Origin of the sequence: Rhodococcus sp. NPDC058505, assembly GCF_042720095.1 — a bacterium.
GTDB lineage: Bacteria > Actinomycetota > Actinomycetes > Mycobacteriales > Mycobacteriaceae > Rhodococcus_G.
Window position 1 is genome coordinate 172,668 of record NZ_JBHXNB010000004.1, and the last position, 23,669, is coordinate 196,336.

Annotated in this window: 18 protein-coding genes; 13 read left to right on the forward strand and 5 right to left on the reverse strand. The window is 71.9% G+C overall.

Annotated elements, in window-relative coordinates:
• Positions 1-81 precede the first annotated feature (81 nt).
• The 5 genes from guaB to ACFWPA_RS05080 all read left to right on the forward strand — a co-directional run bounded on the left by guaB (position 82) and on the right by ACFWPA_RS05080 (position 6,969).
• The gene (gene guaB, locus ACFWPA_RS05060) at positions 82-1,605 is read left to right on the forward strand and encodes an IMP dehydrogenase (protein ID WP_378505940.1); all 1,524 of its coding nucleotides are present in this window, start codon (positions 82-84) and stop codon (positions 1,603-1,605) included.
• A 37-nt stretch (positions 1,606-1,642) separates the two neighbouring features.
• Positions 1,643-2,782, forward strand: a complete 1,140-nt coding sequence (locus ACFWPA_RS05065) for a GuaB3 family IMP dehydrogenase-related protein (RefSeq protein WP_378505941.1) — start codon at positions 1,643-1,645, stop codon at positions 2,780-2,782.
• A 222-nt stretch (positions 2,783-3,004) separates the two neighbouring features.
• Positions 3,005-4,756: an FAD-dependent oxidoreductase gene (locus ACFWPA_RS05070; protein ID WP_378505942.1), complete on the forward strand. Its 1,752-nt coding sequence runs from the start codon at positions 3,005-3,007 to the stop codon at positions 4,754-4,756.
• Between the two features lie 42 nt (positions 4,757-4,798).
• Positions 4,799-6,385: a glutamine-hydrolyzing GMP synthase gene (gene guaA, locus ACFWPA_RS05075; protein ID WP_378505943.1), complete on the forward strand. Its 1,587-nt coding sequence runs from the start codon at positions 4,799-4,801 to the stop codon at positions 6,383-6,385.
• A 101-nt stretch (positions 6,386-6,486) separates the two neighbouring features.
• Positions 6,487-6,969: a hypothetical protein gene (locus ACFWPA_RS05080; RefSeq protein ID WP_378505944.1), complete on the forward strand. Its 483-nt coding sequence runs from the start codon at positions 6,487-6,489 to the stop codon at positions 6,967-6,969.
• 7 nt (positions 6,970-6,976) lie between these two features.
• Here the strand turns inward: ACFWPA_RS05080 and ACFWPA_RS05085 are convergent, their stop codons facing one another.
• Both ACFWPA_RS05085 and ACFWPA_RS05090 read right to left on the reverse strand, forming a co-directional pair.
• A complete protein-coding gene (locus tag ACFWPA_RS05085; protein ID WP_378505945.1) occupies positions 6,977-7,198 on the reverse strand; it encodes a hypothetical protein in 222 nt (73 codons plus the stop codon).
• Positions 7,191-8,555 carry a PspC domain-containing protein gene (locus ACFWPA_RS05090; protein ID WP_378505946.1) on the reverse strand — a complete coding sequence of 455 codons (1,365 nt, stop codon included), beginning with the start codon at positions 8,553-8,555 and terminating at the stop codon, positions 7,191-7,193. Before ACFWPA_RS05090 ends, ACFWPA_RS05085 begins: the two co-directional genes overlap by 8 nt.
• Before the next feature lie 131 nt (positions 8,556-8,686).
• Between ACFWPA_RS05090 and ACFWPA_RS05095 the strand changes: the two genes are divergently transcribed.
• Positions 8,687-10,000 (forward strand): PspC domain-containing protein, encoded by a 1,314-nt coding sequence (locus tag ACFWPA_RS05095; RefSeq protein WP_378505947.1) that lies wholly within the window; start codon positions 8,687-8,689, stop codon positions 9,998-10,000.
• On the forward strand, positions 9,997-10,677 hold the full coding sequence (locus ACFWPA_RS05100; RefSeq protein WP_378505948.1) for a response regulator: 681 nt from the start codon (positions 9,997-9,999) through the stop codon (positions 10,675-10,677). The genes ACFWPA_RS05095 and ACFWPA_RS05100 overlap by 4 nt, the downstream gene beginning before the upstream one ends.
• Before the next feature lie 40 nt (positions 10,678-10,717).
• On the opposite strand, the gene ACFWPA_RS05105 is transcribed toward ACFWPA_RS05100, so the two are convergent.
• The gene (locus tag ACFWPA_RS05105; RefSeq protein ID WP_378569739.1) at positions 10,718-11,887 is read right to left on the reverse strand and encodes a serine/threonine-protein kinase; all 1,170 of its coding nucleotides are present in this window, start codon (positions 11,885-11,887) and stop codon (positions 10,718-10,720) included.
• Positions 11,888-12,106: 219 nt separating this feature from the next.
• Between ACFWPA_RS05105 and ACFWPA_RS05110 the strand changes: the two genes are divergently transcribed.
• Genes ACFWPA_RS05110 through ACFWPA_RS05130 form a run of 5 tightly spaced genes read left to right on the forward strand, consistent with a single transcriptional unit; the run spans position 12,107 to position 18,273 of the window.
• Positions 12,107-12,871 (forward strand): hypothetical protein, encoded by a 765-nt coding sequence (locus ACFWPA_RS05110; protein WP_378505950.1) that lies wholly within the window; start codon positions 12,107-12,109, stop codon positions 12,869-12,871.
• Positions 12,868-14,457 (forward strand): DNA polymerase Y family protein, encoded by a 1,590-nt coding sequence (locus tag ACFWPA_RS05115; protein ID WP_378569740.1) that lies wholly within the window; start codon positions 12,868-12,870, stop codon positions 14,455-14,457. Before ACFWPA_RS05110 ends, ACFWPA_RS05115 begins: the two co-directional genes overlap by 4 nt.
• Before the next feature lie 56 nt (positions 14,458-14,513).
• Positions 14,514-16,541 carry a heavy metal translocating P-type ATPase gene (locus ACFWPA_RS05120; protein WP_378569741.1) on the forward strand — a complete coding sequence of 676 codons (2,028 nt, stop codon included), beginning with the start codon at positions 14,514-14,516 and terminating at the stop codon, positions 16,539-16,541.
• Positions 16,538-17,314, forward strand: coding sequence for an alpha/beta fold hydrolase (locus ACFWPA_RS05125; RefSeq protein ID WP_378505953.1), 777 nt, complete (start codon positions 16,538-16,540; stop codon positions 17,312-17,314). The genes ACFWPA_RS05120 and ACFWPA_RS05125 overlap by 4 nt, the downstream gene beginning before the upstream one ends.
• A 59-nt stretch (positions 17,315-17,373) precedes the next feature.
• Entirely contained in the window at positions 17,374-18,273 is a 900-nt protein-coding gene (locus ACFWPA_RS05130; protein ID WP_378506057.1) for a sucrase ferredoxin, read from the forward strand.
• Between the two features lie 19 nt (positions 18,274-18,292).
• Here the strand turns inward: ACFWPA_RS05130 and ACFWPA_RS05135 are convergent, their stop codons facing one another.
• Together ACFWPA_RS05135 and ACFWPA_RS05140 are read right to left on the reverse strand one after the other, a co-directional pair.
• Entirely contained in the window at positions 18,293-20,281 is a 1,989-nt protein-coding gene (locus ACFWPA_RS05135; RefSeq protein ID WP_378505954.1) for an SDR family oxidoreductase, read from the reverse strand.
• A 79-nt stretch (positions 20,282-20,360) separates the two neighbouring features.
• On the reverse strand, positions 20,361-22,472 hold the full coding sequence (locus ACFWPA_RS05140) for an MMPL family transporter (protein ID WP_378569742.1): 2,112 nt from the start codon (positions 22,470-22,472) through the stop codon (positions 20,361-20,363).
• A 141-nt stretch (positions 22,473-22,613) separates the two neighbouring features.
• Here ACFWPA_RS05140 and ACFWPA_RS05145 point away from each other — a divergent pair, with 141 nt between their 5' ends.
• Positions 22,614-23,618 carry a zinc-binding alcohol dehydrogenase family protein gene (locus ACFWPA_RS05145; RefSeq protein ID WP_378506058.1) on the forward strand — a complete coding sequence of 335 codons (1,005 nt, stop codon included), beginning with the start codon at positions 22,614-22,616 and terminating at the stop codon, positions 23,616-23,618.
• Positions 23,619-23,669 lie beyond the last annotated feature (51 nt).

The window sequence follows — 23,669 nt, forward strand, 5'->3', positions numbered from 1 at the left end:
ACTCGGGCGCGGCTGGGTCACTTCACGCAAGGGCCGACGATCCAGCGCAACCGACGTTCGAAGGAAAGGTTCGAAAGCCGCATGACAAATTCCGGAGGGCACGTGCGCACCGGCGGAGACCGCCCCGACAAGGTGGCGATGCTCGGACTCACCTTCGACGACGTGCTGCTGCTTCCCGCGGCATCGGACGTCATCCCGAGCAAGGTCGACACCTCCAGCCAGTTGACCCGCACGATCCGCCTGAACGTGCCGCTGGTCAGTTCCGCGATGGACACCGTCACCGAGTCCCGGATGGCGATCGCGATGGCCCGCGCGGGCGGGATGGGCGTGCTGCACCGCAACCTGTCGACCGAGGCGCAGGCCGCTCAGGTGGAGACGGTCAAGCGCTCCGAGGCGGGCATGGTCACCGACCCGGTCACCTGCGCGCCGTCCGACACCCTCGCCGACGTCGACGCGATGTGCGCGCGATTCCGGATCTCGGGTCTGCCGGTCACCGACGAGCAGGGACAGTTGGTCGGCATCATCACCAACCGCGACATGCGGTTCGAGGTGGACGAGAACCGGCCGGTGTCGGAGGTGATGACCAAGGCGCCCCTGATCACCGCGCAGGAGGGCGTGACCGCGGAGGCCGCGCTCGGCCTGCTGCGCCGCCACAAGATCGAGAAGCTCCCGATCGTCGACGGTCGGGGCAAGCTCACCGGGCTGATCACGGTCAAGGACTTCGTGAAGACCGAGCAGCACCCCAACGCGACCAAGGACCGGGACGGCCGCCTGCTTGTCGGCGCCGCGGTCGGTGTCGGCGACGACGCGTGGGCCCGCGCGATGGCCCTCACGGACGCGGGGGTCGACGTGCTCGTCGTGGACAGCGCGCACGGCCACTCGAACGGGGTGCTCGGCATGATCGCCAAGATCAAGGCCGAGGTCGGGGACCGGGTCCAGATCATCGGCGGCAACGTCGCGACCCGCGACGGGGCGCTGGCGCTGGTCGAGGCGGGCGTCGACGCGGTCAAGGTCGGTGTCGGACCCGGCTCGATCTGCACCACCCGCGTCATCGCCGGTGTCGGTGCACCGCAGATCACCGCGATCCTTGAGGCCGTCGCGGCGTGCAAGCCGCTCGGTGTTCCGGTCATCGCCGACGGCGGTCTTCAGTTCTCCGGCGACATCGCCAAGGCCCTCGCGGCCGGTGCCTCCACCGCGATGCTCGGTTCCCTGCTCGCGGGCACGGCGGAGTCACCCGGCGAGATGGTCCTCGTCGGGGGTAAGCAGTTCAAGAGCTACCGCGGCATGGGTTCGCTCGGCGCGATGCAGAGCCGCGGCCAGGGCAAGTCCTACTCGAAGGACCGCTACTTCCAGGACGACGTCCTCTCCGAGGACAAGCTGGTCCCGGAGGGCATCGAGGGTCGGGTCCCGTTCCGCGGCCCGCTCGGCTCGGTGATTCATCAGCTGACCGGCGGCCTGCGCGCGGCGATGGGGTACACCGGGTCGACCACGATCGAGCACCTGCAGGAGGCGCAGTTCGTGCAGATCACCGCGGCCGGGCTGAAGGAGAGCCACCCGCACGACATCACGATGACGGTCGAAGCGCCGAACTACGCGGCCCGCTAGCCACACACCCAACTACACATCGAAGAAAGGGGCGCGCGTGCGCGACCTCGTTGAGATCGGTATGGGCCGAACCGCCCGTCGCACCTATGAGCTGGACGACATCGACATCGTCCCCTCCCGCCGGACCCGGTCGTCGAAGGAGGTGTCGACGGCGTGGCAGCTCGACGCCTACCGGTTCGACATTCCGGTGCTCGCGCATCCGACCGACGCCCTCGTCTCGCCGTCCTTCGCGATCGAGCTCGGCAAGCGCGGCGGCCTCGGCGTGATCAACGGCGAGGGGCTGTGGGGTCGGCACGCCGACGTCGACGCCACGCTCGCCGAGCTCGTGCACCTTGCCGAGTCGGATGCCGACCCGGACGCGCCGATCCGGAAGCTGCAGGAGCTGCACGCGGCGCCGATCCAGCCCCACCTGCTGGCCGCCGCGGTCGCGCAGGTGCGGGACGCGGGCGTCACCACCGCGGTGCGGGTCAGCCCGCAGAACGCCCGCGCGTTGACCCCGGACCTGCTCAAGGCGGGCATCGACCTCCTCGTCATCCACGGGACGATCATCTCGGCGGAGCATGTGGCGAACGGGGCCGGTGAGCCGCTGAACCTCAAGACGTTCATCTCGGAATTGGATGTACCGGTCGTCGCGGGCGGCGTGAGCGATCACCGCACCGCCCTGCACCTGATGCGCACCGGTGCCGCGGGTGTCATCGTCGGCTACGGCTCGACCGAGGGCGCGACGACCACCGGTGAGGTGCTGGGGATCGGGGTCCCGATGGCGACCGCGATCGCCGACGCCGCCGCCGCGCGCCGCGACTACCTGGACGAGACCGGCGGGCGCTACGTGCACGTCATCGCCGACGGCGACATCACCACCTCCGGTGACCTGGCCAAGGCGATCGCCTGCGGCGCCGACGCCGCGGTGCTCGGTGCGCCGCTCGCCGCATCGGCCGAGGCGCCGGGCGGGGGATGGTACTGGCCGTCCGCCGCCGCGCACCCGTCCGTGCCGCGCGGTGCGATGCTGCCGGTCGGGTTCGGTGACCGCCCGAGCCTGGACCGCGTGCTGACCGGCCCGTCGGACGACCCGTACGGGTCGCTGAACCTGGTCGGCGGCCTGCGCCGGTCGATGGCGAAGGCGGGCTACTCCGATCTCAAGGAGTTCCAGAAGGTCGGGCTCAGCGTCCGCGCCTGACCCCCGCGCTCCGCACCACCGACCACGACAGACCCCACCCCCACCGAGTGAACGGAAGCGTTCAGTCGATCAGATCGAGCGAATGTTCCGTTCGCTCAATCGCCAAAGGGGTGGGGTCTTTCTGGTACTTATGGTTACGCTAAGCCGCACCCTGTGGGGTCGGTCACAGATCCCGGGTGCATACTGGCGAGTAACCAAGAGGTTCACGGTGGAGGTCTCCTGATGGGTAAGCGTGCGACGGATTTCGACGTCCTGATCGTTGGCTCCGGATTTGGCGGCAGCGTCACGGCGCTGCGGCTGGTCGAGAAGGGGTACCGGGTCGGGATCCTCGAGGCCGGACGCCGGTTCGCGGACGCGGACTTCGCGAAGACCAGCTGGGACCTCAAGCGCTTCCTCTGGGCACCCGCCCTCGGCTGCTACGGGATCCAGCGGGTGCACCTGCTGCACGACGTCCTGATCCTTGCTGGTGCCGGCGTCGGCGGCGGCTCCCTCAACTACGCGAACACCCTCTACAAGCCGCCGACCTCGTTCTTCCAGGACCCGCAGTGGCGGGAGATCACCGACTGGGACGCGGAGCTCACGCCGCATTACGAGCAGGCGAGGAAGATGCTCGGCGTCGTGCAGAACCCGCACATGACGCCCGCCGACGAGATCATCAGGTCCGTCGCCGATGACATGGGCGTCGGCGATACCTTCATCCAGACCCCGGTCGGGGTGTTCTTCGGGGAGCCGGGCGCGACGGTCGACGACCCCTACTTCGGCGGTGTCGGACCGGCCCGCACCGGCTGCATCGAGTGCGGTGAATGCATGACCGGCTGCAGGCACGGGGCCAAGAACACCCTCGTCAAGAACTACCTCGGCCTCGCGGAGCTGGCCGGGGCGACGATCGTGCCGATGACGACGGTGGACTCGCTGCGCGAGGCGGCGGACGGCACCTGGGAGGTGCGGACGCATCGCACCGGCGCGAAGGTCCGCCGCCAGCAGCGGACCTACACCGCCCAGCATGTCGTCCTCGCCGCGGGCACCTGGGGCACCCAGCACCTGCTGCACCGGATGAAGGACACCGGCGCGCTGCCGAGGCTGTCCGACCGGCTCGGCGAGCTGACCCGCACCAACTCCGAATCCATCGTCGGTGCGGGGAAGATGAAGGTTGATCCGGCGATGGACCTCACCAGGGGCGTCGCGATCACGTCGTCGTTCCATCCCACCTCGGACACCCACATCGAACCGGTCCGCTACGGCAAGGGCTCCAATGCGATGGGCCTGCTGCAGACCCTGATGACCGACGGCGGGGGTAGCACGCCGCGCTGGGTGAAGCTGCTGAAGATCATCGCCGCGAACCCCGCGCAGATGCTGCGGATGCTGTCGGTGAAGGACTGGAGCGAGCGGACGATCATCGCGCTCGTCATGCAGAACCTCGACAATTCGATCACCACCTACACCAAGCGCGGCCTGTTCGGTCGCCGCAAGGTCACCAGTAGGCAGGGGCACGGGGAGCCGAACCCGACCTGGATCCCGGCGGGCAACGAGGCGACCCGGCGGATCGCCGACAAGATTGACGGCGTCGCGGGCGGCACCTGGGGCGAGGTGTTCAACATCCCGCTCACCGCGCACTTCCTCGGTGGGGCCGTCATCGGATCGGATCCGGGTCACGGGGTCATCGATCCCTACCACCGGGTGTACGGGTATCCGACGCTCAGCGTGGTCGACGGATCCGCGGTGTCGGCCAATCTCGGGGTGAACCCGTCCCTGACGATCAGTGCACAGGCGGAGCGGGCGGCGTCGCTGTGGCCGAACAAGGGGGAGAAGGACTCTCGACCCGAGCAGGGGCAGGCGTACCGGCGGATCGAGCCGGTGGCCCCGAACGCCCCGGTGGTTCCGGCCGGGGCCCCGGGCGCGCTGATGCTGCCGATCACCCCGGTCCGTCCCGGTGTCGAGCCGACGCAGGAACCGTCGGGCACCGGGGCGGCCTGACCGCCGATCCGGGTGGGCGCGGCCACACATTAGACTGGGCGGGTGGCAGACACCCAGCATTCCGGCCCCAGCCAGCAGAATCCGGTCCTCGTCGTCGACTTCGGTGCGCAGTACGCGCAGCTGATCGCACGCCGGGTCCGTGAGGCCAGCGTCTACTCCGAGGTGGTGCCGCACACGGCGACCGTCGAGGAGATCGTGGCCCGCAAGCCGGCGGCGGTGATCCTGTCCGGCGGACCGTCCAGCGTGTACGCCGACGGCGCGCCGAAGCTTGATCCGCGGCTGTTCGACCACGGCATCCCGGTCTTCGGCATCTGCTACGGCTTTCAGGCGATGGCCGGCGCGCTCGGCGGCACCGTCACGCACACCGGTACCCGGGAGTACGGCCGCACTCAGCTCAGCGTCGACGGCGGCATCCTGCACGAGGGCCTGCCGACCACGCAGCCGGTGTGGATGAGCCACGGTGACGCGGTCACCGACGCCCCGGACGGCTTCGAGGTGACCGCCACCAGCGCGGGCGCCCCCGTCGCCGCGTTCGAGGACCGCGCGCGCCGACTGGCCGGTGTTCAGTACCACCCGGAGGTCCTGCACTCCCCGCACGGCCAGCAGGTGCTGACCCGCTTCCTGCGGGAGATCGCGGGCATCGCCCCGACCTGGACCGCCGCGAATATCGCCGAGGGTCTGATCGAGCAGGTCCGGGCGCAGGTCGGCGACGGCAAGGCCATCTGCGGCCTGTCCGGCGGCGTCGACTCGGCGGTCGCGGCCGCGTTGGTGCAGCGCGCGATCGGCGACCGGCTCACCTGCGTCTTCGTCGACCACGGGCTGCTCCGGGCAGGCGAGCGCGAGCAGGTGCAGCAGGACTTCGTCGCGTCCACCGGCGCCAAGCTGATCACCGTCGACGCCGTCGACACCTTCCTCGGCGAGCTCGACGGCGTGTCCGACCCGGAGGCCAAGCGCAAGATCATCGGCCGCGAGTTCATCCGCAGCTTCGAGGGCGCCGTCAGCGAGGTGCTCGGCGAGTCCGCCGCGCACGGCGAGGCCGTCGAGTTCCTGGTGCAGGGCACCCTCTACCCGGACGTCGTCGAGTCCGGCGGCGGCACCGGCACCGCCAACATCAAGAGCCACCACAACGTCGGCGGGCTGCCCGAGGACCTGCAGTTCGCCCTCGTCGAGCCGCTGCGGCTGCTGTTCAAGGACGAGGTCCGCGCCGTCGGCCGCGCCCTCGGTCTGCCCGAGGAAATCGTTGCGCGCCAGCCATTCCCGGGCCCGGGCCTGGCGATCCGCATCGTCGGCGAGGTGACCCGCGAGCGTCTCACCCTGCTGCGTCAGGCGGACGCCATCGCCCGCGAGGAGCTCACCGCCGCTGGCCTGGACGGCCAGATCTGGCAGTGCCCGGTGGTGCTGCTCGCGGACGTGCGTAGCGTCGGCGTCCAGGGCGACGGCCGCACCTACGGTCACCCGATCGTGCTGCGCCCGGTCTCCAGCGAGGACGCGATGACCGCGGACTGGACCCGGCTGCCCTATGACGTCCTCGAACGCATCTCCACCCGGATCACCAACGAGGTGCCGGACGTCAACCGTGTCGTGCTCGACGTGACCAGCAAGCCGCCGGGAACCATCGAGTGGGAGTGAGCCCGACGCACTGACCTCGCGGGCCCCGATCGGCGTCGACGGCACTGGCCGTCGGCGCCGATCGGGCGTTGACTGGGGGGAGACGGTATGGGAGGCGTGTGATGAAGACGAATCCACGCAATGGATGCAGGCGGCTGCTCGGCCTCGCCGCCGCGAGTGTGTTGGTCGCCGTCCCGATGGTGGTGGCCGGAACCGCGGTGGCCTCGGCCGCTCCGACGGCCGCTCCGGCGATCGTTCAGGTGCGTGCCGACACCCACAATGACAATCCCCAGTGGAACAACAGCCACAACAAGGGGTGGAACCACAACAAGGGTCGCGGTGACGGCTGGAACAACAACTGGACCGAGAACGAGAACCTCGGCGGGGCGGGCACCGGCAACGGTCTGCTCGGCGGCGGCGGTCCCCTGGGTGAGCAGGGACCGCTGAATCAGGGACTGATCTGGGGAAACGAGGGCGGGGTACTCAACGGCGGGGGAATGCTGCCCGGATTCCCCGGTGGTGGCGGGATGGGCCTGTTCGGTGGTGGCGGCATGTTCGGCGCCTTCCCGGGCGGCGGCATGCTGTTCGCGCTTCCCGGCATCTGAGCCCCGCCTACTTCCGGCGGCCCGGGGCGATCACCAGCACGACCCCGACGACGACGGCGGCAAGCACCAGCACCCAGGTGAACTGCCAGTCGCCGAGCGCGCCGAGACGGTCCGGCCCGACCAACGCCCACAGGGCGACCAGCAACGCGGCCAGCCCCGACAGCAGCAGGGCCGCGGACGGGCGTCGGCTGGTGCCGGTCGTCGCTCCCGATTCGATGTTCTCAGCCACGACGAACCTCCAGGTCTCCAATGCGGCCATCCATGTTCAGGGTCAGGACCGGGCCGTCGGTCCCGTCGGAGCCGCCGCTCAGTCCCTCCGGGAGGCACCGGACGTCGCCGATCGCGATCGAGCAGTGGTTGACGACGTTCATGTTTTCGGGAACCAGCACCGTGAAGGTGCCGACCCCCGCCTCGACGGCGACGGTCTTGTCCTCGGTGAGCGTGACGCCCCGCAGGTCGAGCACGAAGTCGCCGAGCTCGCTGGTGTACTCGGGTTCAAGGTCCGCCGCGGTCAGCGGTGTCCAGGTGCGACTGCCGACATTGTGGCTGCTCCAGTCGATCGGACCGATCAGGGAGGCGAGGACGACGAACCCGGCCAGCGGGCCCGTGACAACGAGGAGCCCGTAGCCGCGGCGCAGGAACGCGCCGACGACCATGCCCGCTCCGATCACCGCCAGCCCCACCGCGCCGATCCGGCCCGGCGTCATCCACGTCCCATCGGTGGCGGCGCCGATCGCCCACGCGGCAACCGAGGCCAGGATCGCGAGGCCGATCACCACCGACGTCAGCCGGGACTTCGGCCGGGACCGCGGTGCAGACACGGGCGCGGGGGCGGGTGCGGGCTCGGGCAGGTCCCACGCGAACGGGGCGACGCCGAGCGGGTCCCACGCCGGGGGGTCGGTGGGGCCATGCTCCCGAGGATCGGCCGCCGCGGCCGGGGCAATCGGGTCCGGCGTCGATGACCCCTGCGGTTCGCCGGGAGGCGGTGTGGGAGTGCTTGCGGCCGTTGTCGATTCACTGTCCGGCTGATAGCTCTGCGGGAGGGTCGTGAACACGCCCGGTGCGGTGTACTGGCCGGTCGCGGGCCCGACCGTGCCGGGGAAGCCGGACGCGGGTTGCGTGATACCGAACCACGGGTCGGTGCCCGCGGGCAGCGCAGGCGGTTCCGGGCGGCGCTGAAACAGCAGCCACAGCCCGCCGAGCATCAACGCCATGCTGATCAGACCGGACCCGCCGAAGTTGACCCCGATCGGGCCGAGGGTGCTCACCGCGATCAGCAGCGCGACCACCAGCACGATGGTCTTCGTTCCCGACTCGGAGCTGTGCCCGCGTCCGACCAGGGACTCGGCGGCCGAGGTGGGGTCACCGGCCCGCGGCAGCAGCAGCCAGCCGGCGAGATACAGGACGATGCCCGCGCCGCCGAACAGGGTCGAGACCACGAACGCCACCCGGACCAGGACCGGGTCGACGTCGTACCGGTGACCGATGCCCGCCGCGACCCCGGCGACGGGCCCCTGCCGGGGCAGCCGCGCGGGCCGGGTTCGCCACAACTGGTTCAGCTGCTCGGAGAAACTCGGTGTGCTCATGCCCACCATCGTCGTGGCCGGCGCACCGCCAGCACATCAGGGATGAACCCTGATCTTTCGGTGCTTGCCCGGTGCGGTATCAGGGTCCACCCTGATGCGCCCCCGGGCGCGATCGTGCCACGATCGAAGATGTGCAGCCGATTCCGCGTGTCCAGGTCCCGGGTGAGGTGACCCATCCTCGCCTCGAGCGCCGTGTCGGTGGTCGGGTGATCGGCGGTGTCGCCGGTGGCGTTGCCGACCATCTCGGGGTCGACGTCTTCAAGGTCCGGGTCGCGTTCGTCCTGCTCGGTGGGCTCGCGGGTGCGGGCATCGTCGCCTACGGACTGCTGTGGATCTTCACCCCACCCGGCAGCGACACCGAACGGCCGAGTCCCGCCGAACGGCGCAGGGCCCTCGGCCTCGCTGTGCTCGGCCTTGCCCTGTCCGGGGGACTGGCCCTGCTGGTCAGCGGCACCGCAGCGGAGGTGCTCGTCCCGGTCGCGGTGGTGGCCGTCGGCGCGGCCCTTGTCTGGCGCGAGTACGACTCGAATGGGCCCCGCTCGGTGTTCGGGCTGCCGCAGGGGTCGACGGTGCTCACCTGGGCGCGGGTGCTCGGCGGGATCTCCCTGATCGTGCTGGGCCTCGGCGTCGTGGTGCTCGCCCAGGTGGACCTGGCGTCGCTGCAGTCGTCGCTGCTCGCCGCCGTCGTCACCCTCGTCGGCATCGGGTTGCTCACCGTCCCGCTGTGGCTGCGACTGTGGCGGGACCTCGGCAAGGAGCGGGCGGCCCGCATCCGCAACGAGGAACGCGAGGAGATCGCCTCGCACCTACACGATTCCGTCCTCCAGACCCTCGCGCTGATTCAGAAGCAGTCGGACCGCCCGCAGGAGGTGCTGCGGCTTGCCCGTGGGCAGGAACGCGAACTGCGTCGATGGTTGTTCGGTGAGGGGGAGGCCGCGCACGCCAGCCTCGCCGAGGCACTGCGCACCATCGCCGGTGAGGTCGAGGACCAGCACGGCATCGCGGTGCAGACCGTGACCGTCGGCGATGTGCGACTCGACGTCCCCGAGGAGGAATCGGGTCTGCCGAAGGAGGCCGTTGCCGCCGTCCTCGGTGCCACCAGGGAGGCGCTGGTCAACGCCGCCAAGCATTCCGGCGAGTCCACCGTCGACCTGTTCGCGGAGGCGGAGGCCACTCAGGTCAACGTGTACGTGCGCGACCGTGGCGTCGGCTTCGACCCGGCCGCGATCCCCACCGATCGGCAGGGGCTGGCGAAGTCGATCCGGGCGCGGGTCGAGCGTCGCGGCGGCGACGTCTCCGTGGAGTCCGCGATCGGACGCGGAACCGAGATCCGGATCGGGATGCCGTTGGGTGGTCCGGAAACCGGCGACGACGCTGACCTAGAGTGGTCGAAGCAGGCCGAACCCCCGAGCAGCAGCGCAACCCCGAAGGAGCAGTACAGGTGACGTCGTCCGCAGGGCCCGGGGTGGGCACCCCGGGCACCGCCTTTCGGGTGTTCCTGGTCGACGATCACGCGGTCTTCCGTTCCGGGGTGCGTGCCGAACTCGCGTCGGAGCCCGACATCGAGGTGGTCGGTGAGGCGGGCGGGGTCGCGGAGGCCGTCGCGGGCATCAACGCGTCAACGCCGGACGTGGTGCTGCTCGACGTGCACATGCCGGATGGCGGTGGGGTTGCCGTGCTGCGGGCGATCGAGCCCGGCCCGGTGTGCCTGGCGCTGAGCGTCTCCGACGCAGCGGAGGACGTGATCGCGGTGATCCGTTCGGGTGCCAGGGGCTACGTGACGAAGACGATCTCCGGGCACGAACTCGCCGACGGGGTGCGCAGGGTCGCGGGCGGGGACGCGGTGTTCAGTCCGCGGCTTGCCGGTTTCGTTCTGGACTCCTTCACCGGACGGTCGACGGCACCGGAGCCGCCGCTCGATCCCGAACTGGATTCACTGACCCCTCGGGAACTCGAGGTGCTTCGTTTGCTTGCCCGCGGCTACACGTACCGCGAGATTGCCGAGACGCTGGTGATCTCGGTGAAGACGGTGGAGACCCATGCATCGAACGTGCTTCGAAAGACGCAGCAGTCCAACCGGAATGCCCTGACGCGCTGGGCGCATCGCCGCCGGATCGAGTGACGCCGGACCGGCTGCCGCCGGAGCCGCGTTGCCATCGCGGTCAGGCGACGAGCGCGACGACCAGGATCACGATCAGCAGGGCCGCGACGACCAGCGCCGCGATCAGCGGGACCGGGATGCCGGGGCCGGGGCGCTTCGGCTCGAACGCCGGTGGTTGCGGACGTTGCTGACTCGGCCGGTGCACGGACTGCAGGGGCACCGGTTGCGGGACGGCAGTCAGCCCGCCGGAGGTGCTCGACGGGAGGCGGCGGCCGGGCCGGGGCGATCCGCCCGATGCGCCCCGACGAGCCCAGAACGGAACCGTCCCGTCCGGCTCCCGCAGCGGCGCGTCGAGGACGTAGGCGATCCCGTTGTCGGTTCCTGCGGCACTGCGCGCCAACAGATCCCGGGCCTCGATCATCGTGGGGCGCCGCGCCGGATCGGGTTCGAGCATGCGCAGCAGCACGTCAGTGAGGGCGCCGCTGCGGACCGGACGCATGATCTCGGCCTTGGCGACCCGGTGCAGCAGCGCACGGGTGTCCTCGTCGATGCCGAACGGCGGCTGCCCCTCGGTCGCGGTGAACAGTGTTGCGCCGAGCGAGAATACGTCCGACGCCTCGGTTGGATCGGCGCCGCGGGCCACCTCGGGCGCGAAGAAGGCGGGGGTGCCCGCGATCACCGAGCTGCGGGCGGTCTGGTCCTCGCCGCGCGCGCGGGAGATGCCGAAGTCGCTGATCTTGACGGTGCCCGCGTCGGGGCCGCGGTCGGCGATCAGGATGTTGCCCGGTTTGACGTCGCGGTGGATGATGCCCGCGGCGTGCGCCTCGGCGAGGGCGGCGGCCACCTGCGCGCCGATCTGGGCGACCTGCGGCGGGGGCAGCGTCTCGGTGACGCCGAGTGCCTGCGCGAGGCTGCGGGAGGGCATGTACTCCATCACCAGCCACGGATCGTCGCCCTCAAGGGTGACGTCGTACATGGCGATGGCGTGCGGGTGGGACAGGCGCGCGGCAAGCCTGCCCTCACGCATGGCGCGGGCCCGGACCTCGGCGGCGACCTCGGGGGTGAGGTCGTCGGGAAAGCTGATCTGCTTGAGGGCGATCTCGCGGTCGAGGAGGGTGTCGGTGGCCAGCCAGACCGACCCCATGCCGCCGCCGCCGAGTTTCGAGCGCAGGCGGTGCCGGCCGGCCACCAAATGGTCCGGTCCGACGATGCGCTGCCCCTGATCCGCCACACCGTGAGGGTAGTCGACCCGCCGACGGCGCCCGCGTTCGGAGCCGTGAGCAGCGGTTATCTCACGCCTTGACGGGGTCGACGGAGTCGGCTTTACTGAGCATGTTCGAATAAATGTTCGATAATGTTCTGGTATCTGCTGGCCCCGCGTCTTCCCCACGGTGGTGCCACGGCCTCGTGAGTCGTGTGTCGAGTTGCGTGCGTGGACGGAGTTGGAGTGGTGGGTGGGACGGGTCTCGCCGCCGACCTGGCCGGGTTGTCCCGGCAGGAGCGGCTCGAGCAGTTGCGGCGGCGGATGGCAGCGGTGCCTGCACGGGGCGAATCGGTGGCGGCTCGACCGGATCCCGTTTCCGGGTCTGATGGGCGCGGCCGTCCGGTGCTCCCGGTGCCGTCGGTGCTGGCGGGCCTGCTGCCGCACGGGGGGCTCCCGCGCGGGTCGGTGGTCACCGTTGCGGGTGCTGGCTCCCTACTCGTTGGGTTGCTGGCCGAGGTGACGGCCTCCGGTGGGAACGCGGCGGTGATCGGTCAGCCCCGTCTCGGGCTGCTTGCCGCGGCCGAGATGGGTGCCGAACTCGGCAGGCTGGCGGTGATCCCCGACCCGGGACCGGATCCCGTCGAGGTGGCGGCGGTGCTGCTCGACGGGCTGGATCTGGTGGTGCTGGGACTCGGCGGGATGGTGGTGCCGCCGTCGCGGGCCCGGGCCGTGGTGGCCCGGGCCAGGAGCAAGGGCGCAACGCTGGTGGTCGCCGGTGGGCGGTGGAGCGGGGCGGAGATACGGCTCGACGCCACCATCCGAGGCTACGACGGGCTGGGAGGCGGAACCGGACGGCTGCGCGGGCTGCGACTCGCTGTCGGCGCCGAGGGGCGGGCCTTCGGGCGGCGGACCGCGTGCGTCGACCTCTGCCCCGGCCGGGGCAGGGTGGAGTGGACCGCCGGGGCCGATGTCGCGCGGCGCAGGCCGGAGTTCGAAGGCGGCGTGGCGTGAGCGCCGGGGGATCGCGGGTCCTTGCGCTGTGGTGCGCGGACTGGCCCGCCGTCGCCGCCGCCGCGACCGCGGACCTGTCGCCCGCCGAACCGGTGGCGGTGATGTCCGGGAACCGGGTCGTCGCGTGCTCGGCGACCGCGCGAGCCGAGGGCGTCACGCCCGGCCTGCGGAGACGGGACGCGCAGGCGCGGTGCCCGCGGCTGCACGTGCTGGCCGCGGACGACGGCCGCGACGCCCGGGTATTCGAGCCGGTGGCGGCCGCGGTGGACGCGGCGGCGCCCGGGGTGGAGGTGCTGCGCCCCGGACTGCTGGTTCTCGCCGCAGGCGGGCTCGCCAGGTACTTCGGGTCGGAGGAGGCCGCTGCCGAACGGTTGGTCGACGAGGTGGCGGCGGTCGGGGTGGAGTGTCAGGTCGGTGTCGCGGACGAGTTGTCCACCGCGGTCGTCGCGGCCCGGCGGTCGGCGCTGGTGCCGCCGGGGTCGGGGGCGCGCTTCCTCGCGCCGCTTCCGATCGGGGAACTCGCCGCCGAGCCCGCCTTGGCGGCCGGGAGCCGTGCCGACCTGGTCGACCTGCTGCACCGGCTCGGGGTGCGAACGGTGGGGGCGTTTGCCGCGCTGACCCCGGTCGCGGTGGCCTCCCGGTTCGGCGCGGACGCGGTCGCCGCGCACCGCGGCGCCCGCGCCGAACCGGAGCGTCCGCCGTCGGCGCGGCCGTTGCCGCCGGATCTGGAGGTGGAGATGCGGTGCGATCCGCCGGTCGACCGGGTGGACGCGGCGGCCTTCGCGGGTCGCGCATTGGCGCAGCGCCTGCACGGGCGGTTGGCGGCGGCGTCGGTGTCCTGCACGCGCCTGGCGGTTCATGCGAGCACCGTTCGGGGAGAACATTTTTCGCGAACATGGCGGTGCGCGGAACCGCTGACGCCGGACGGAACGGCGGACCGGGTGCGCTGGCAACTGGACGGCTGGCTGACCGGACGCAGCGGATCCCGGCCCACCGCGGGCATCGACCTGTTGCGGCTGGAGCCGGTGGAGGTGGTGCCCACCGGGGCGCTGCAACTCGGATTGTGGGGCGGGGTCGGTGCGGAGGACGACCGCGCTCGCCGCGCGTTGACACGGGTGCAGGGGCTGCTCGGCGGGGACGCGGTACGCATCGGGGTGCTCAGCGGCGGACGCGGCCCCGCGGAACGGGTCACGGTGGTGTCCCTCGGGGACGAGATGGTGCCGGACGCCGATCCGGCCGCGCCCTGGCCGGGGCGGCTGCCCGAACCGGCACCCACCGCGGTGCTGCCGATCCCCCCGCGGGTGGTGCTCGAGAGCGTCGACGGGGTCCCGGTGACGGTGACCGAGCGCGGTGAGTTCGGTGCCAACCCCGCCAGGCTGCGCTGGGGGGACCACAGTTGGGCCCTGCTCGGCCACGCGGGTCCCTGGTCGGTGGACGAGCGGTGGTGGGACCGGTCGACGGCGCGTCGGGTGGCGCGGGCGCAGGTACTGCTCGGGCAGGGGGCCGGGAGCGGGGCGGGCGCGCCGCGAGCGCTGCTGGTGCTGTACGACGGGACCGGGTGGTGCGTGGAGGGGGTGTACGAGTGAGCGGAACCGGGCTCGGTGCTGTTGCGGCATACCCGCAGGGGGTTCATCCTCGTGGCATGGACTCCGAGCACGCCGGACATGCGGGGCACGGCGACCACGCCGATCACGCAGCCCGGTTCGGTCGGCTGTTCTGGATCATGCTCGTGCTCGCGGTCCCGGTCGTCCTTGCCAACGCGATGTTCGCGGACCTCGTCGGGTACACGCTGCCGCACGACGGGCCGGTCACCTGGATCTCCCCGCTGCTCGGCACGGTGATGTACCTGTGGGGCGGCCGCCCCTTCCTCGCCGGTGCCGTCGACGAGATCAGGGCCCACCAACCCGGCATGATGCTGCTGATCGCGCTGGCCATCACCGTCGCCTTCGTCGCGTCCTGGGGTGCGACCCTCGGACTGCTCGCCCACGATCTCGACTTCTGGTGGGAGCTGGCGCTTCTCATCGTGATCATGCTGCTCGGCCATTGGATCGAGATGCGTTCGCTCGGGCAGGCGTCGAGTGCACTTGACTCGTTGGCGGCACTGCTGCCCGACGAGGCCGAACGACTCGGAGCCGACGGCAGCACCGACACCGTGCCCCTGACGGCGCTGCGCGCGGACGACCTGGTGATCGTCCGGCCCGGTGGGCGGGTGCCCGCGGACGGGACCGTCGTCGACGGCGCGGCCGACGTCGACGAGTCGATGATCACCGGCGAGTCCGTCACCGTCCGCCGCGCCGTCGGGGACCGGGTCGTCGCAGGCACCGTCACCACCGATTCGGCGCTGCGGGTGCGGGTCACGGCGATCGGGGAGGACACCGCGCTCGCCGGGATCCGGCGCCTGGTCGCCGAGGCGCAGACCTCGACCTCCCGCGCCCAGGTCCTCGCGGACCGGGCCGCAGGCTGGTTGTTCTGGTTCGCGCTGGGGGCCGCGCTGCTCACCGCCGCGACCTGGCTGCTGCTCGGTCAGCCGGAGTCCGCCGTCACCCGCACCATCACCGTCCTGGTCATCGCGTGCCCGCACGCGCTCGGACTCGCGATCCCGCTGGTGGTGTCCATCGCCACCGAACGCGCGGCGCGGGGCGGGGTGCTGATCACCGACCGCCGCGCACTCGAGGCCATGCGGACCGTGGATGCGGTGCTGTTCGACAAGACCGGAACCCTCACCCGGGGCGAACCCGCGGTCGTCGAGGTGGTGCCCGCGCCAGGCAGCACCCCGGACGAGGTGGTCGCGGCGGCCGCCGCGGTCGAGCGGGACAGCGAACACCCGCTGGGGCGCGCCATCGTCGCCGCGGCCGACGAGCGGGGACTGCCCGCGGCGGCGGCGTCGGACTTCCGGGCGCGCAACGGGGTCGGGGTCACCGCCGTCGTCGGCGGCGCGACCGTCAGCGTCGGCGGCCCCGGCATGCTCGCCGCGCATGGGATCGCGGCGCAGCACGTTGCGCCGACGGCCTCGGGCGCGACGGTGCTGCAGGTGATCCGGGGCGACGCCGTGATCGGGGCACTGGCGCTGGCCGACGCGGTCCGCCCGGAGTCGCGGCAGGCGATCGACGCGCTGCACGCCCGCGGGGTGCACGTCGCGATGATCACCGGGGACGCGCAGGCGGTGGCGGATGCCGTCGCGGCGGACCTGGGTATCGACGAGGTGTTCGCGGGCGTGCTCCCCGAGGACAAGGGTGCCAAGGTCACGGCGCTGCAGGAGGCGGGGCACACCGTGGCCATGGTCGGTGACGGCGTCAACGACGCGCCCGCGTTGGCACAGGCCGACGTCGGTCTCGCGATCGGCGCGGGTACCGACGTCGCGATCGCCTCGGCCGGGGTGGTGCTCGCCGGGGACGACCCGCGGTCCGTGCTGTCGGTCATCGAGCTCTCCACCGCCACCTACCGCAAGATGATCCAGAACCTCACCTGGGCGGCCGGATACAACCTGATCGCGGTGCCGCTCGCGGCCGGTGTCCTCGCACCGTGGGGGATCACGATGCCGATGGAGGTGGGGGCGTTGCTGATGTCGGCGTCCACGGTGGTCGTTGCGCTCAACGCCCAGCTGCTGCGGCGTCTCGACCTGCGACCCGGCGTCGCCGCGCGGGGGACTACCCTCTCCCCGGGAACATGAGCACTGCGAAGGACAGGTCCGATTCGATGACGGCGACGGCAACGGCCACCCTCGGCGGTGTCGACATCCACTACCGGGACACCGGCGGCGCCGATCCCGCGCCGGTCCTGCTCGTGCACGGCATGGGCGGCGACGGCCGCACCTGGGACCGCTTCACCCGCACCCTGATCGGCCGCGGCCGTCGCGTGGTCGCCGCGGACCTGCGCGGGCACGGCCGCAGCGCCCACGCCCCCAGCTACCTGTTCCGCGAGTTCGGCGCCGATCTGCTTGCCCTGTGCGACCACCTCGCGCTGGACCGGGTGGACATCGTCGGGCACTCCCTCGGCGGTCACGCGGCGTCTCTCGTCGCGCAGTCCCGGCCCGCTCTGGTGCGGCGGTTGGTGCTCGAGGAGGCGCCGGTGCCGCTGCGACCGGGGGAGCAGATGGGGCCGCTGGCCCGGCACCTGCCGTCACCGGTGGAACTGTGGCACGCCGCGACCAGCATGGTGCGCAGCCCCCGCGCGACGCTGGCGTTCGACCGATCCATGACCGGCGGAATGCTGACCCAGTTCCACGCCCCGCACCCCGACTGGTGGGAGGCGCTGCCGTCGATCACCGCTTCGACCCTGCTCGTCACCGGCGGGCCGAGGGGCATGGTGGACCCCGCGCGGCTCGCCGCCGCGCTCGCCGCCATTCCCGACAGCAGGACCGTGACGATCGAGGTCGGGCACAGCGTGCACCGCGACCGGCACCGCGAGTTCGCGACGACGGTGGGGCGTTTCCTCGGCCGCTGAGGCGGTACCTGCTCGATCACCGCACGGCCGGGCACAATGGCGGGGTGAGCCAGGGCCCGATGACCGACGACACCACCGCGACCGTACTCGGGTCGGGCACCTGCGCCGCGCTGTCCGCGGTCGACGAGCCGCTGCCCGGCACCGCAGCGCAGGTGACGGCGTGGCTGTGCCTCGAGCATCCGGGTCCATGGGGTCGGGACGTGTTCTCCGGGGAGGCGTTCGGCCCGGAGTTGTCCGCGCGGCTGCAGGAACGGACCGAGCGGGCCGGGGTCCGGCTGATGTTGATCCGGAGGCCGGGTCGCACCGTCCACCGCGGCAGGCGCACGGTGCTGTTCGCCCGGTCCGCACCGGACGGCAGCTGGTGCGCACGGGTCGAGGTGGACGGTCCAGCAGACCTCCTCGACCTCGACCTGGCCGCCACCCCAGCCCCGCCCGGGTGGGGGACCGCGGTCACCGACCCCGTCGCGCTGGTGTGCGCGCACGGGAAACGCGACCAGTGCTGCGCGGTATTGGGTCGACCCGTCGCGGCGGAACTGGTCGCCGGGTTCGGTGACGCGGTGTGGGAGTGCTCGCACACCGGCGGGCACCGGTTCGCGCCGTCGATGATCGTGCTGCCCACCGGCTACACCTACGGCAGGCTCGGCCCGGCGGGGTCCGTCGCCGCGGTGACCGCCGCGGCCCGCGGCGAGGTCTCCCTGCCGGGGTTGCGGGGTCGCAGCTGCTGGACGCAGGCGGGGCAGGTCGCGGAGATCGCGGTCCGGCAGCGGGTGCCCGCAGGCGCCGCGGACCTGACGGTGGACGAGTCCGGCGCGGCACCGGTGGTGCGGCATCGCGACGGCCGATCCTGGGAGGTGACGGTCGACGGCGTCGACCTGCCGCCGCGCCCGGCGAGCTGCGGCGCCGCGGCCAAGCCGGTGCGTGCGCTCGTCGCCGGGGCAGTGCACGACCTCCCGCGCTGAGCGCCGCGACCGGACCGGGTCACCAGTGGGTGCCGGGAACTAGCCGGGCCAGCCTGCGGCAGGCGCGGGCCGCCGCCGACCGTCGGTGCCGCTCCGCGGCGCGGACCGGGGACCGCGTGTCCGGCGCCGCCGGCGCCTGCCCCCGTGCGGCGGGGGAATCGGGGTACGCCAGGTACAGCCGGTGCAGGATCCGATCCTTCGTGGCGGGCGCGAACAGGTTGCCGAACTCGCCGAGGGTGCCGAGGGGAACGTCGATGCGCTTGGGTCGTTCGACCAGCGCGCGCACGACCATCGCGGCGGCGTGCCCCGGGCTGAGCACCCGTCCGACGTTCGCCCTGCCGGACGGAGCGATCATCGGCGTGTGCACCAACGGCATGTGGATGGTGGTGAACGTGATTCCGTCCGACAGGGTTTCGGCGGCAACGGTGTCGGTAAACCCGTCCAGTGCCGACTTGCTCGCAACGTACGCCGAGAAGCGAGGCGTGCGACCCTGCACGCCGGCGGTGCTGATGTTGACGATGTGGCCGAAACGCCGGTCGCGCATCCCGGGGAGCAGCGCGAGGACCAGGCGCACCGCCCCGAAGTAGTTGACGGCCATCGTGCGTTCGTAGTCGTGGACGCGGCCGGTCGAGGCGTACACGCCGCGCCGGATCGAGCGGCCCGCGTTGTTGACCAGCATGTCGACGTGGTCGTGGTCGGCGAGGATGCGGGCGACGGTCGCGGTCACGGCGGCGTCGTCGGTGAGGTCGCACGGATAGCCGTGCGCGTCGCCGCCCGCGTCGCGGATCTCGGTGACCGTCGCGTCGAGATCCGCAGCGCCGCGGGCGATCAGCAGCACCCGTGCGCCCTTCGCCGCGACCGCGGTCGCCGTGGCCCGACCGATTCCCGACGATCCGCCGGTGATCAGCACGTGCCTGCCGACGAGGGGGCCCGCGGGGTCGGGTCTGCGGTGCCTGTCCGGATCGAGATGGCCCCGCCAGTAGCGCCAGAGGGTGTCGGCGTAGGACCCGAACGGGGGGACGGTGATGCCGGTGCCGTGCAGGGCGGCGCGGGTCGCGGTGGAGTCGAAGGTGGTGGGCAGGGCGAGGTGGTCGAGAATGACCGGCGGGATGCCGAGTCGGCGCAGCGCCTCGTTGCGGGCGGCGGTCGCGGCGTGGCCCGGCGGCCGCAGTACCGGTGCGGCAACCAGCGCGGGCAGGTCCGCGACCGGGTGCGGGGCGCCCGCGGCGGCCGCGAGTGCGGCGTAGATCTCCCGGATCGGCTGGGGCCGCGGGTTCACCAGGTGGAAGACCTCGCCGTCGCGGCCCGGTGTCATCATCAACTCCACGACTGCGTGCGCCACGTAGTCGACCGGAACGATGTTGGTGGCACCGAGATTCGGGACCGCGACCGGGAGCCGGGCGGGCAGCGCCGCCAGCGCCGCGATGGTCGGGAACAGGTAGTACGGGCCGTCGACCTTGTCCATCTCGCCGGTGACCGAATCCCCGACCACCGCCGCGGGCCGGTAGATCCGCCACGCGGCGCCGCGGTCCCGGACCAGCTTCTCGGCCTCGAATTTGGTGCGGTGATACGGGGTGGGGAAGGACTGGCCGAGGTCGAAATCGGCCTCGGTGAACGTGCCCCGGTGGTCACCGGCCACCGCGATCGAGGAGACGTGGTGCAGGGTGGCGCCCAGTCGATCGGCCAGGTCGATCACGGCGCGGGTGCCGTCGACGTTCGTCGCGGCCTGCTCGTCGCCTGCCGTCAGGTCGTAGATCGCGCCGAGGTGCAGGAGATGGTCGGCGGCGGGCGGCGGCGAACCGAGGCCGAGGCCGGGCGCGGTGAGATCACCGACCAGCGGGTGGATCCGGTCGCCGCCCAGCCAGCCCGCGGCCAGGTCGGTGAGCCGGTCGACGGACCCGGCCCGGACCAGGACGTGGATCCGGGCATCGGGCACCCGCGCGAGCAGCAGGGGCAGGATGTGGCGGCCGAGGAAGCCGGTGCCGCCGGTCACGAGGAAGGTCGGCATCGGCGCTCCTTCTGTGCGGGCAGGATGCCGCTAACTTACTCCATAGTCAGATGCGGGGGAAGGTTCGCGAACCCACCGGTCAGTGCCCGATGCCGACCTTCGCGTGGACCTTCCGCATCCACGCCGGTGCCCACCAGTTGGCCTCGCCCATCAGCTTCACCAGCGACGGCACCAGCAGCATCCGCACGACGGTCGCGTCGACGATCAGCGCGATGATCATGCCGACCCCGAGGAACCGCATGATCGACAGGCCCGACAGGGTGAAGGCGCCGGTGACGATGATCAGCAGGGCCGCCGCCGCGGTCACGATCCGGCCGGTGCGGGCGGTGCCGACCCGGACCGCTTCCTCGGTGCTCGCCCCGTTCGCGCGGGCCTCGACCATCCGCGACATCAGGAACACCTCGTAGTCGGTGGACAGCCCGAACACCACCGCGAGGATCAGCACCACGAACGTCGGTTCGAGGGGGTTCGGGGTCACCCCGAGCAGGCCCGCCCCGTACCCCAATTGGAAGATCCAGGTCAGCAGGCCGAACGTTGCGGCAAGGCTCAGGCCCGCCATCGCGACTGCCTTCAACGGCAGCACCACCGAGCCGAACGCAAGGAACAGCAGCACCAGCGTCGAGACCACCATGATCGCGATCATCAGCGGCAGGTGGGCGACGATCGAGGAGTTGGTGTCCTCGGTCAGCGCGGCGCCGCCACCGACCATCACGTCGGTGCCGGGCGGCGGTGTGATCGCCCGCAGGTCCCGCACCGCGTCGGCCGGGTCGACGTCGTTGCTGAAGGTGGCATTCAGCACCGACACGTCGCCGGTGGTCGCGGCGAGCTTCACCTGCGCGATGCCGTCGACGTCGCGGACCGCACGGCCGAACTCGGCAAGCTGGGGGGTGGTCGGCGGTGCGCCGTCCTCGCCGCGCAGCAGCACGCTCGCGCCGTCGCCCATGGAGGTGAACTCGGTGGCGAGGGTCTCGGTGGCGACGCGCGCCGGGTCCCCGGTCGGGAGCACCGTGTAGGTGACCTCACCGAGCGCGACCCGCAGCAGCGGGGACGCGAGCACCAGCAGGCCCGCGACGATGGTGACGGAGAAGAAGACCGGCCTGCGCATCACCCCGGTCACCACCCGCGACCAGAACCGCGCCGCCCGTTCCTCGCCGCGTTCGACGGCGCCGCGCCGCCACGCCAGCGCGTTGACGCGGCGGCCGAGGATCGCGAGCAGCGCGGGCACCGCGGTCAGCGACAGCAGCGCCGCGCTGGTCACTGCCGCGATCGCCCCGAAGCCGAGGGACCGGATCACCGGCTGCGGGAACACCAGCATCCCGGCGAACGCGCACGCGAGCAGGAGGCCGGAGAACAGCACCGTGCGGCCCGCGGTGAGGACGGTGCGTCGCACGGCGGCGGCGGGGTCGCTGCCCGCCGCGAGTTCCTCGCGGAAGCGGCTGACGATGAACAGGCCGTAGTCGATGGCCAGTCCGAGGCCGAGGAGGGACGCGACGTTCAACGCGAACGAGGAGACCTCGGTGATCTCGGTGAGCAGTCGCAGCGTGCCGAGCGCACTGAACACCGTGAGGATGCCGACGAACACCGGGATCGCGGCGGCGGTGACGGTGCCGAAGATCAGCACCAGCAGCAGCAGGGTGATCGGAAGGGCGATCGCCTCCGCCTTCACCAGGTCCTGCTGCAGGTGCTGGTTGAAGGCGTGCGCCACGAGGGTGCCGCCCGCGAACTGGGCGTCGATGCCGGGCGGGCTCAGCGACGCGGCCATCGCGTCCAGGTCGTTCAGCGTCGGGCCAGCGTCCCAGTCGACGAACACCGTCGCGAGGGCCTTCGTGCCGTCCTCGGACAGCAGTTGTCGCGCGGTCGCGGAATCCACCGACCAGTACGAGGTGACCGATCGCGTCGGCCAGGTCTGCTGGAAGTCGGCGAGGGTGCGCTGCACCTCGGGACCGATGTCCGCGGCCGTCCGACCGTCGGGAATCGTGTAGATCGCGACGATGTCGGGGGACTGCGGGCCGAGTTCCCTGCTGATCAGCGTGCCGACCTGTGCTGCTTCGCTGTTCGGGTCGAAATAGCCCTCCTGGCTCATCTTCCCGAATACCCCGAGGCCCCAGACGCCCGCGGCGAGCACCGCGAGCACCGCGAGTGCCAGCACCCACCATTTCCTCGCAACGACGAATGCGGCCCAGCGTGTCATGAAGTGGTGTCCTCGGGGGGTCGTGTGGTCGGCGGCGCCACGACTTTACAGACGTGACCGGCTGCCGGGGGCGCCGCCGAATGTGGTCTGGCGCACTGCCCGGGATCGGGGGACAGTGGACGGGTGGACCTCCCCGGCACGATGACCGGTTGGCGGGTGCGCGAGCCCGGACCGATGCGCGGCAGGCCGCTCGCGCGATTGACGATGCCGGTGCCGGATCCGGGACCCGACGAGTTGCTCCTCCGGGTGCGGGTGTGCGGGGTGTGCCGGACCGACCTGCATGTCGTGGAGGGGGACCTGGCGGTGCATGGGCCCTCCGTGGTCCCCGGTCACGAGGTGGTCGGGGAGATCGTGGCGTGGGGTGATCGGGTCGGTGCTCGTTACGGCCTTGGCGATCGGGTCGGGATCGGGTGGCTGCGCGGCACCTGCGGTGGGTGCCGGTATTGCCTGCGGGGCGACGAGAACCTGTGCCCCGACTCGCGGTACACCGGATGGGACGTCGACGGCGGGTACGCCCAGTACGCCGTCGTGCCCGCGGCCTTCGCGCACCGGTTGCCGGACGGCTACCTCGACGAGGAGGTGGCCCCGCTGCTGTGTGCGGGGATCATCGGCTACCGGGCGCTGCGGTGCGCTGCCGTCCCGGACGGCGGACGGCTGGGGATCTACGGGTTCGGCGGCAGCGCCCACCTGGCCGCGCAGGTCGCGTTGGCTCGCGGCGTCGAGGTGCACGTGATGACGCGCGGTGATCGGGCCAAGCGGCTGGCGCTCGACCTTGGGGTGGCGTCCGTGCAGGGAGCGGCGGATCCGCCGCCGGTGCCGCTGGATTCGGCGATCCTGTTCGCGCCGGTGGGTGCCCTGGTGCCCGCCGCGCTGGCCGCACTCGATAGGGGCGGCACCCTCGCAGTCGCGGGCATCCATCTGACTGACGTGCCGCGGCTGAACTATCGAAACCACCTATTCCAGGAGCGGACGCTGCGGTCGGTCACCGCGAACACCCGCGACGACGCCCGCGAGTTCCTCGACTTCGCGGCCGGTCATCGGCTGCGGGTCACCGCCAACGCCTACGCCCTCGACGAGGCCGACCGCGCGCTCACCGATCTGAAGGAGGGGCGCGTCGTCGGCGCCGCGGTGCTGATTACCGGTTGACCCATCCCGCCGCCCCGTGCAAAATAGAACGCATGTTCGAAGCGCTTCCCC

Excerpts from the sequence above, each read along its gene's own strand:
- guaB (WP_378505940.1), top strand. The coding sequence starts at position 82 with ATGACAAATTCCGGAGGGCACGTGCGCACCGGCGGAGACCGCCCCGAC.
- ACFWPA_RS05070 (WP_378505942.1), top strand. The coding sequence starts at position 3,005 with ATGGGTAAGCGTGCGACGGATTTCGACGTCCTGATCGTTGGCTCCGGA.
- ACFWPA_RS05080 (WP_378505944.1), top strand. The coding sequence starts at position 6,487 with ATGAAGACGAATCCACGCAATGGATGCAGGCGGCTGCTCGGCCTCGCC.
- ACFWPA_RS05090 (WP_378505946.1), bottom strand. The coding sequence starts at position 8,555 with ATGAGCACACCGAGTTTCTCCGAGCAGCTGAACCAGTTGTGGCGAACC.
- ACFWPA_RS05120 (WP_378569741.1), top strand. The coding sequence starts at position 14,514 with ATGGACTCCGAGCACGCCGGACATGCGGGGCACGGCGACCACGCCGAT.
- ACFWPA_RS05125 (WP_378505953.1), top strand. The coding sequence starts at position 16,538 with ATGAGCACTGCGAAGGACAGGTCCGATTCGATGACGGCGACGGCAACG.
- ACFWPA_RS05130 (WP_378506057.1), top strand. The coding sequence starts at position 17,374 with ATGACCGACGACACCACCGCGACCGTACTCGGGTCGGGCACCTGCGCC.
- ACFWPA_RS05135 (WP_378505954.1), bottom strand. The coding sequence starts at position 20,281 with ATGCCGACCTTCCTCGTGACCGGCGGCACCGGCTTCCTCGGCCGCCAC.
- ACFWPA_RS05140 (WP_378569742.1), bottom strand. The coding sequence starts at position 22,472 with ATGACACGCTGGGCCGCATTCGTCGTTGCGAGGAAATGGTGGGTGCTG.
- ACFWPA_RS05145 (WP_378506058.1), top strand. The coding sequence starts at position 22,614 with ATGACCGGTTGGCGGGTGCGCGAGCCCGGACCGATGCGCGGCAGGCCG.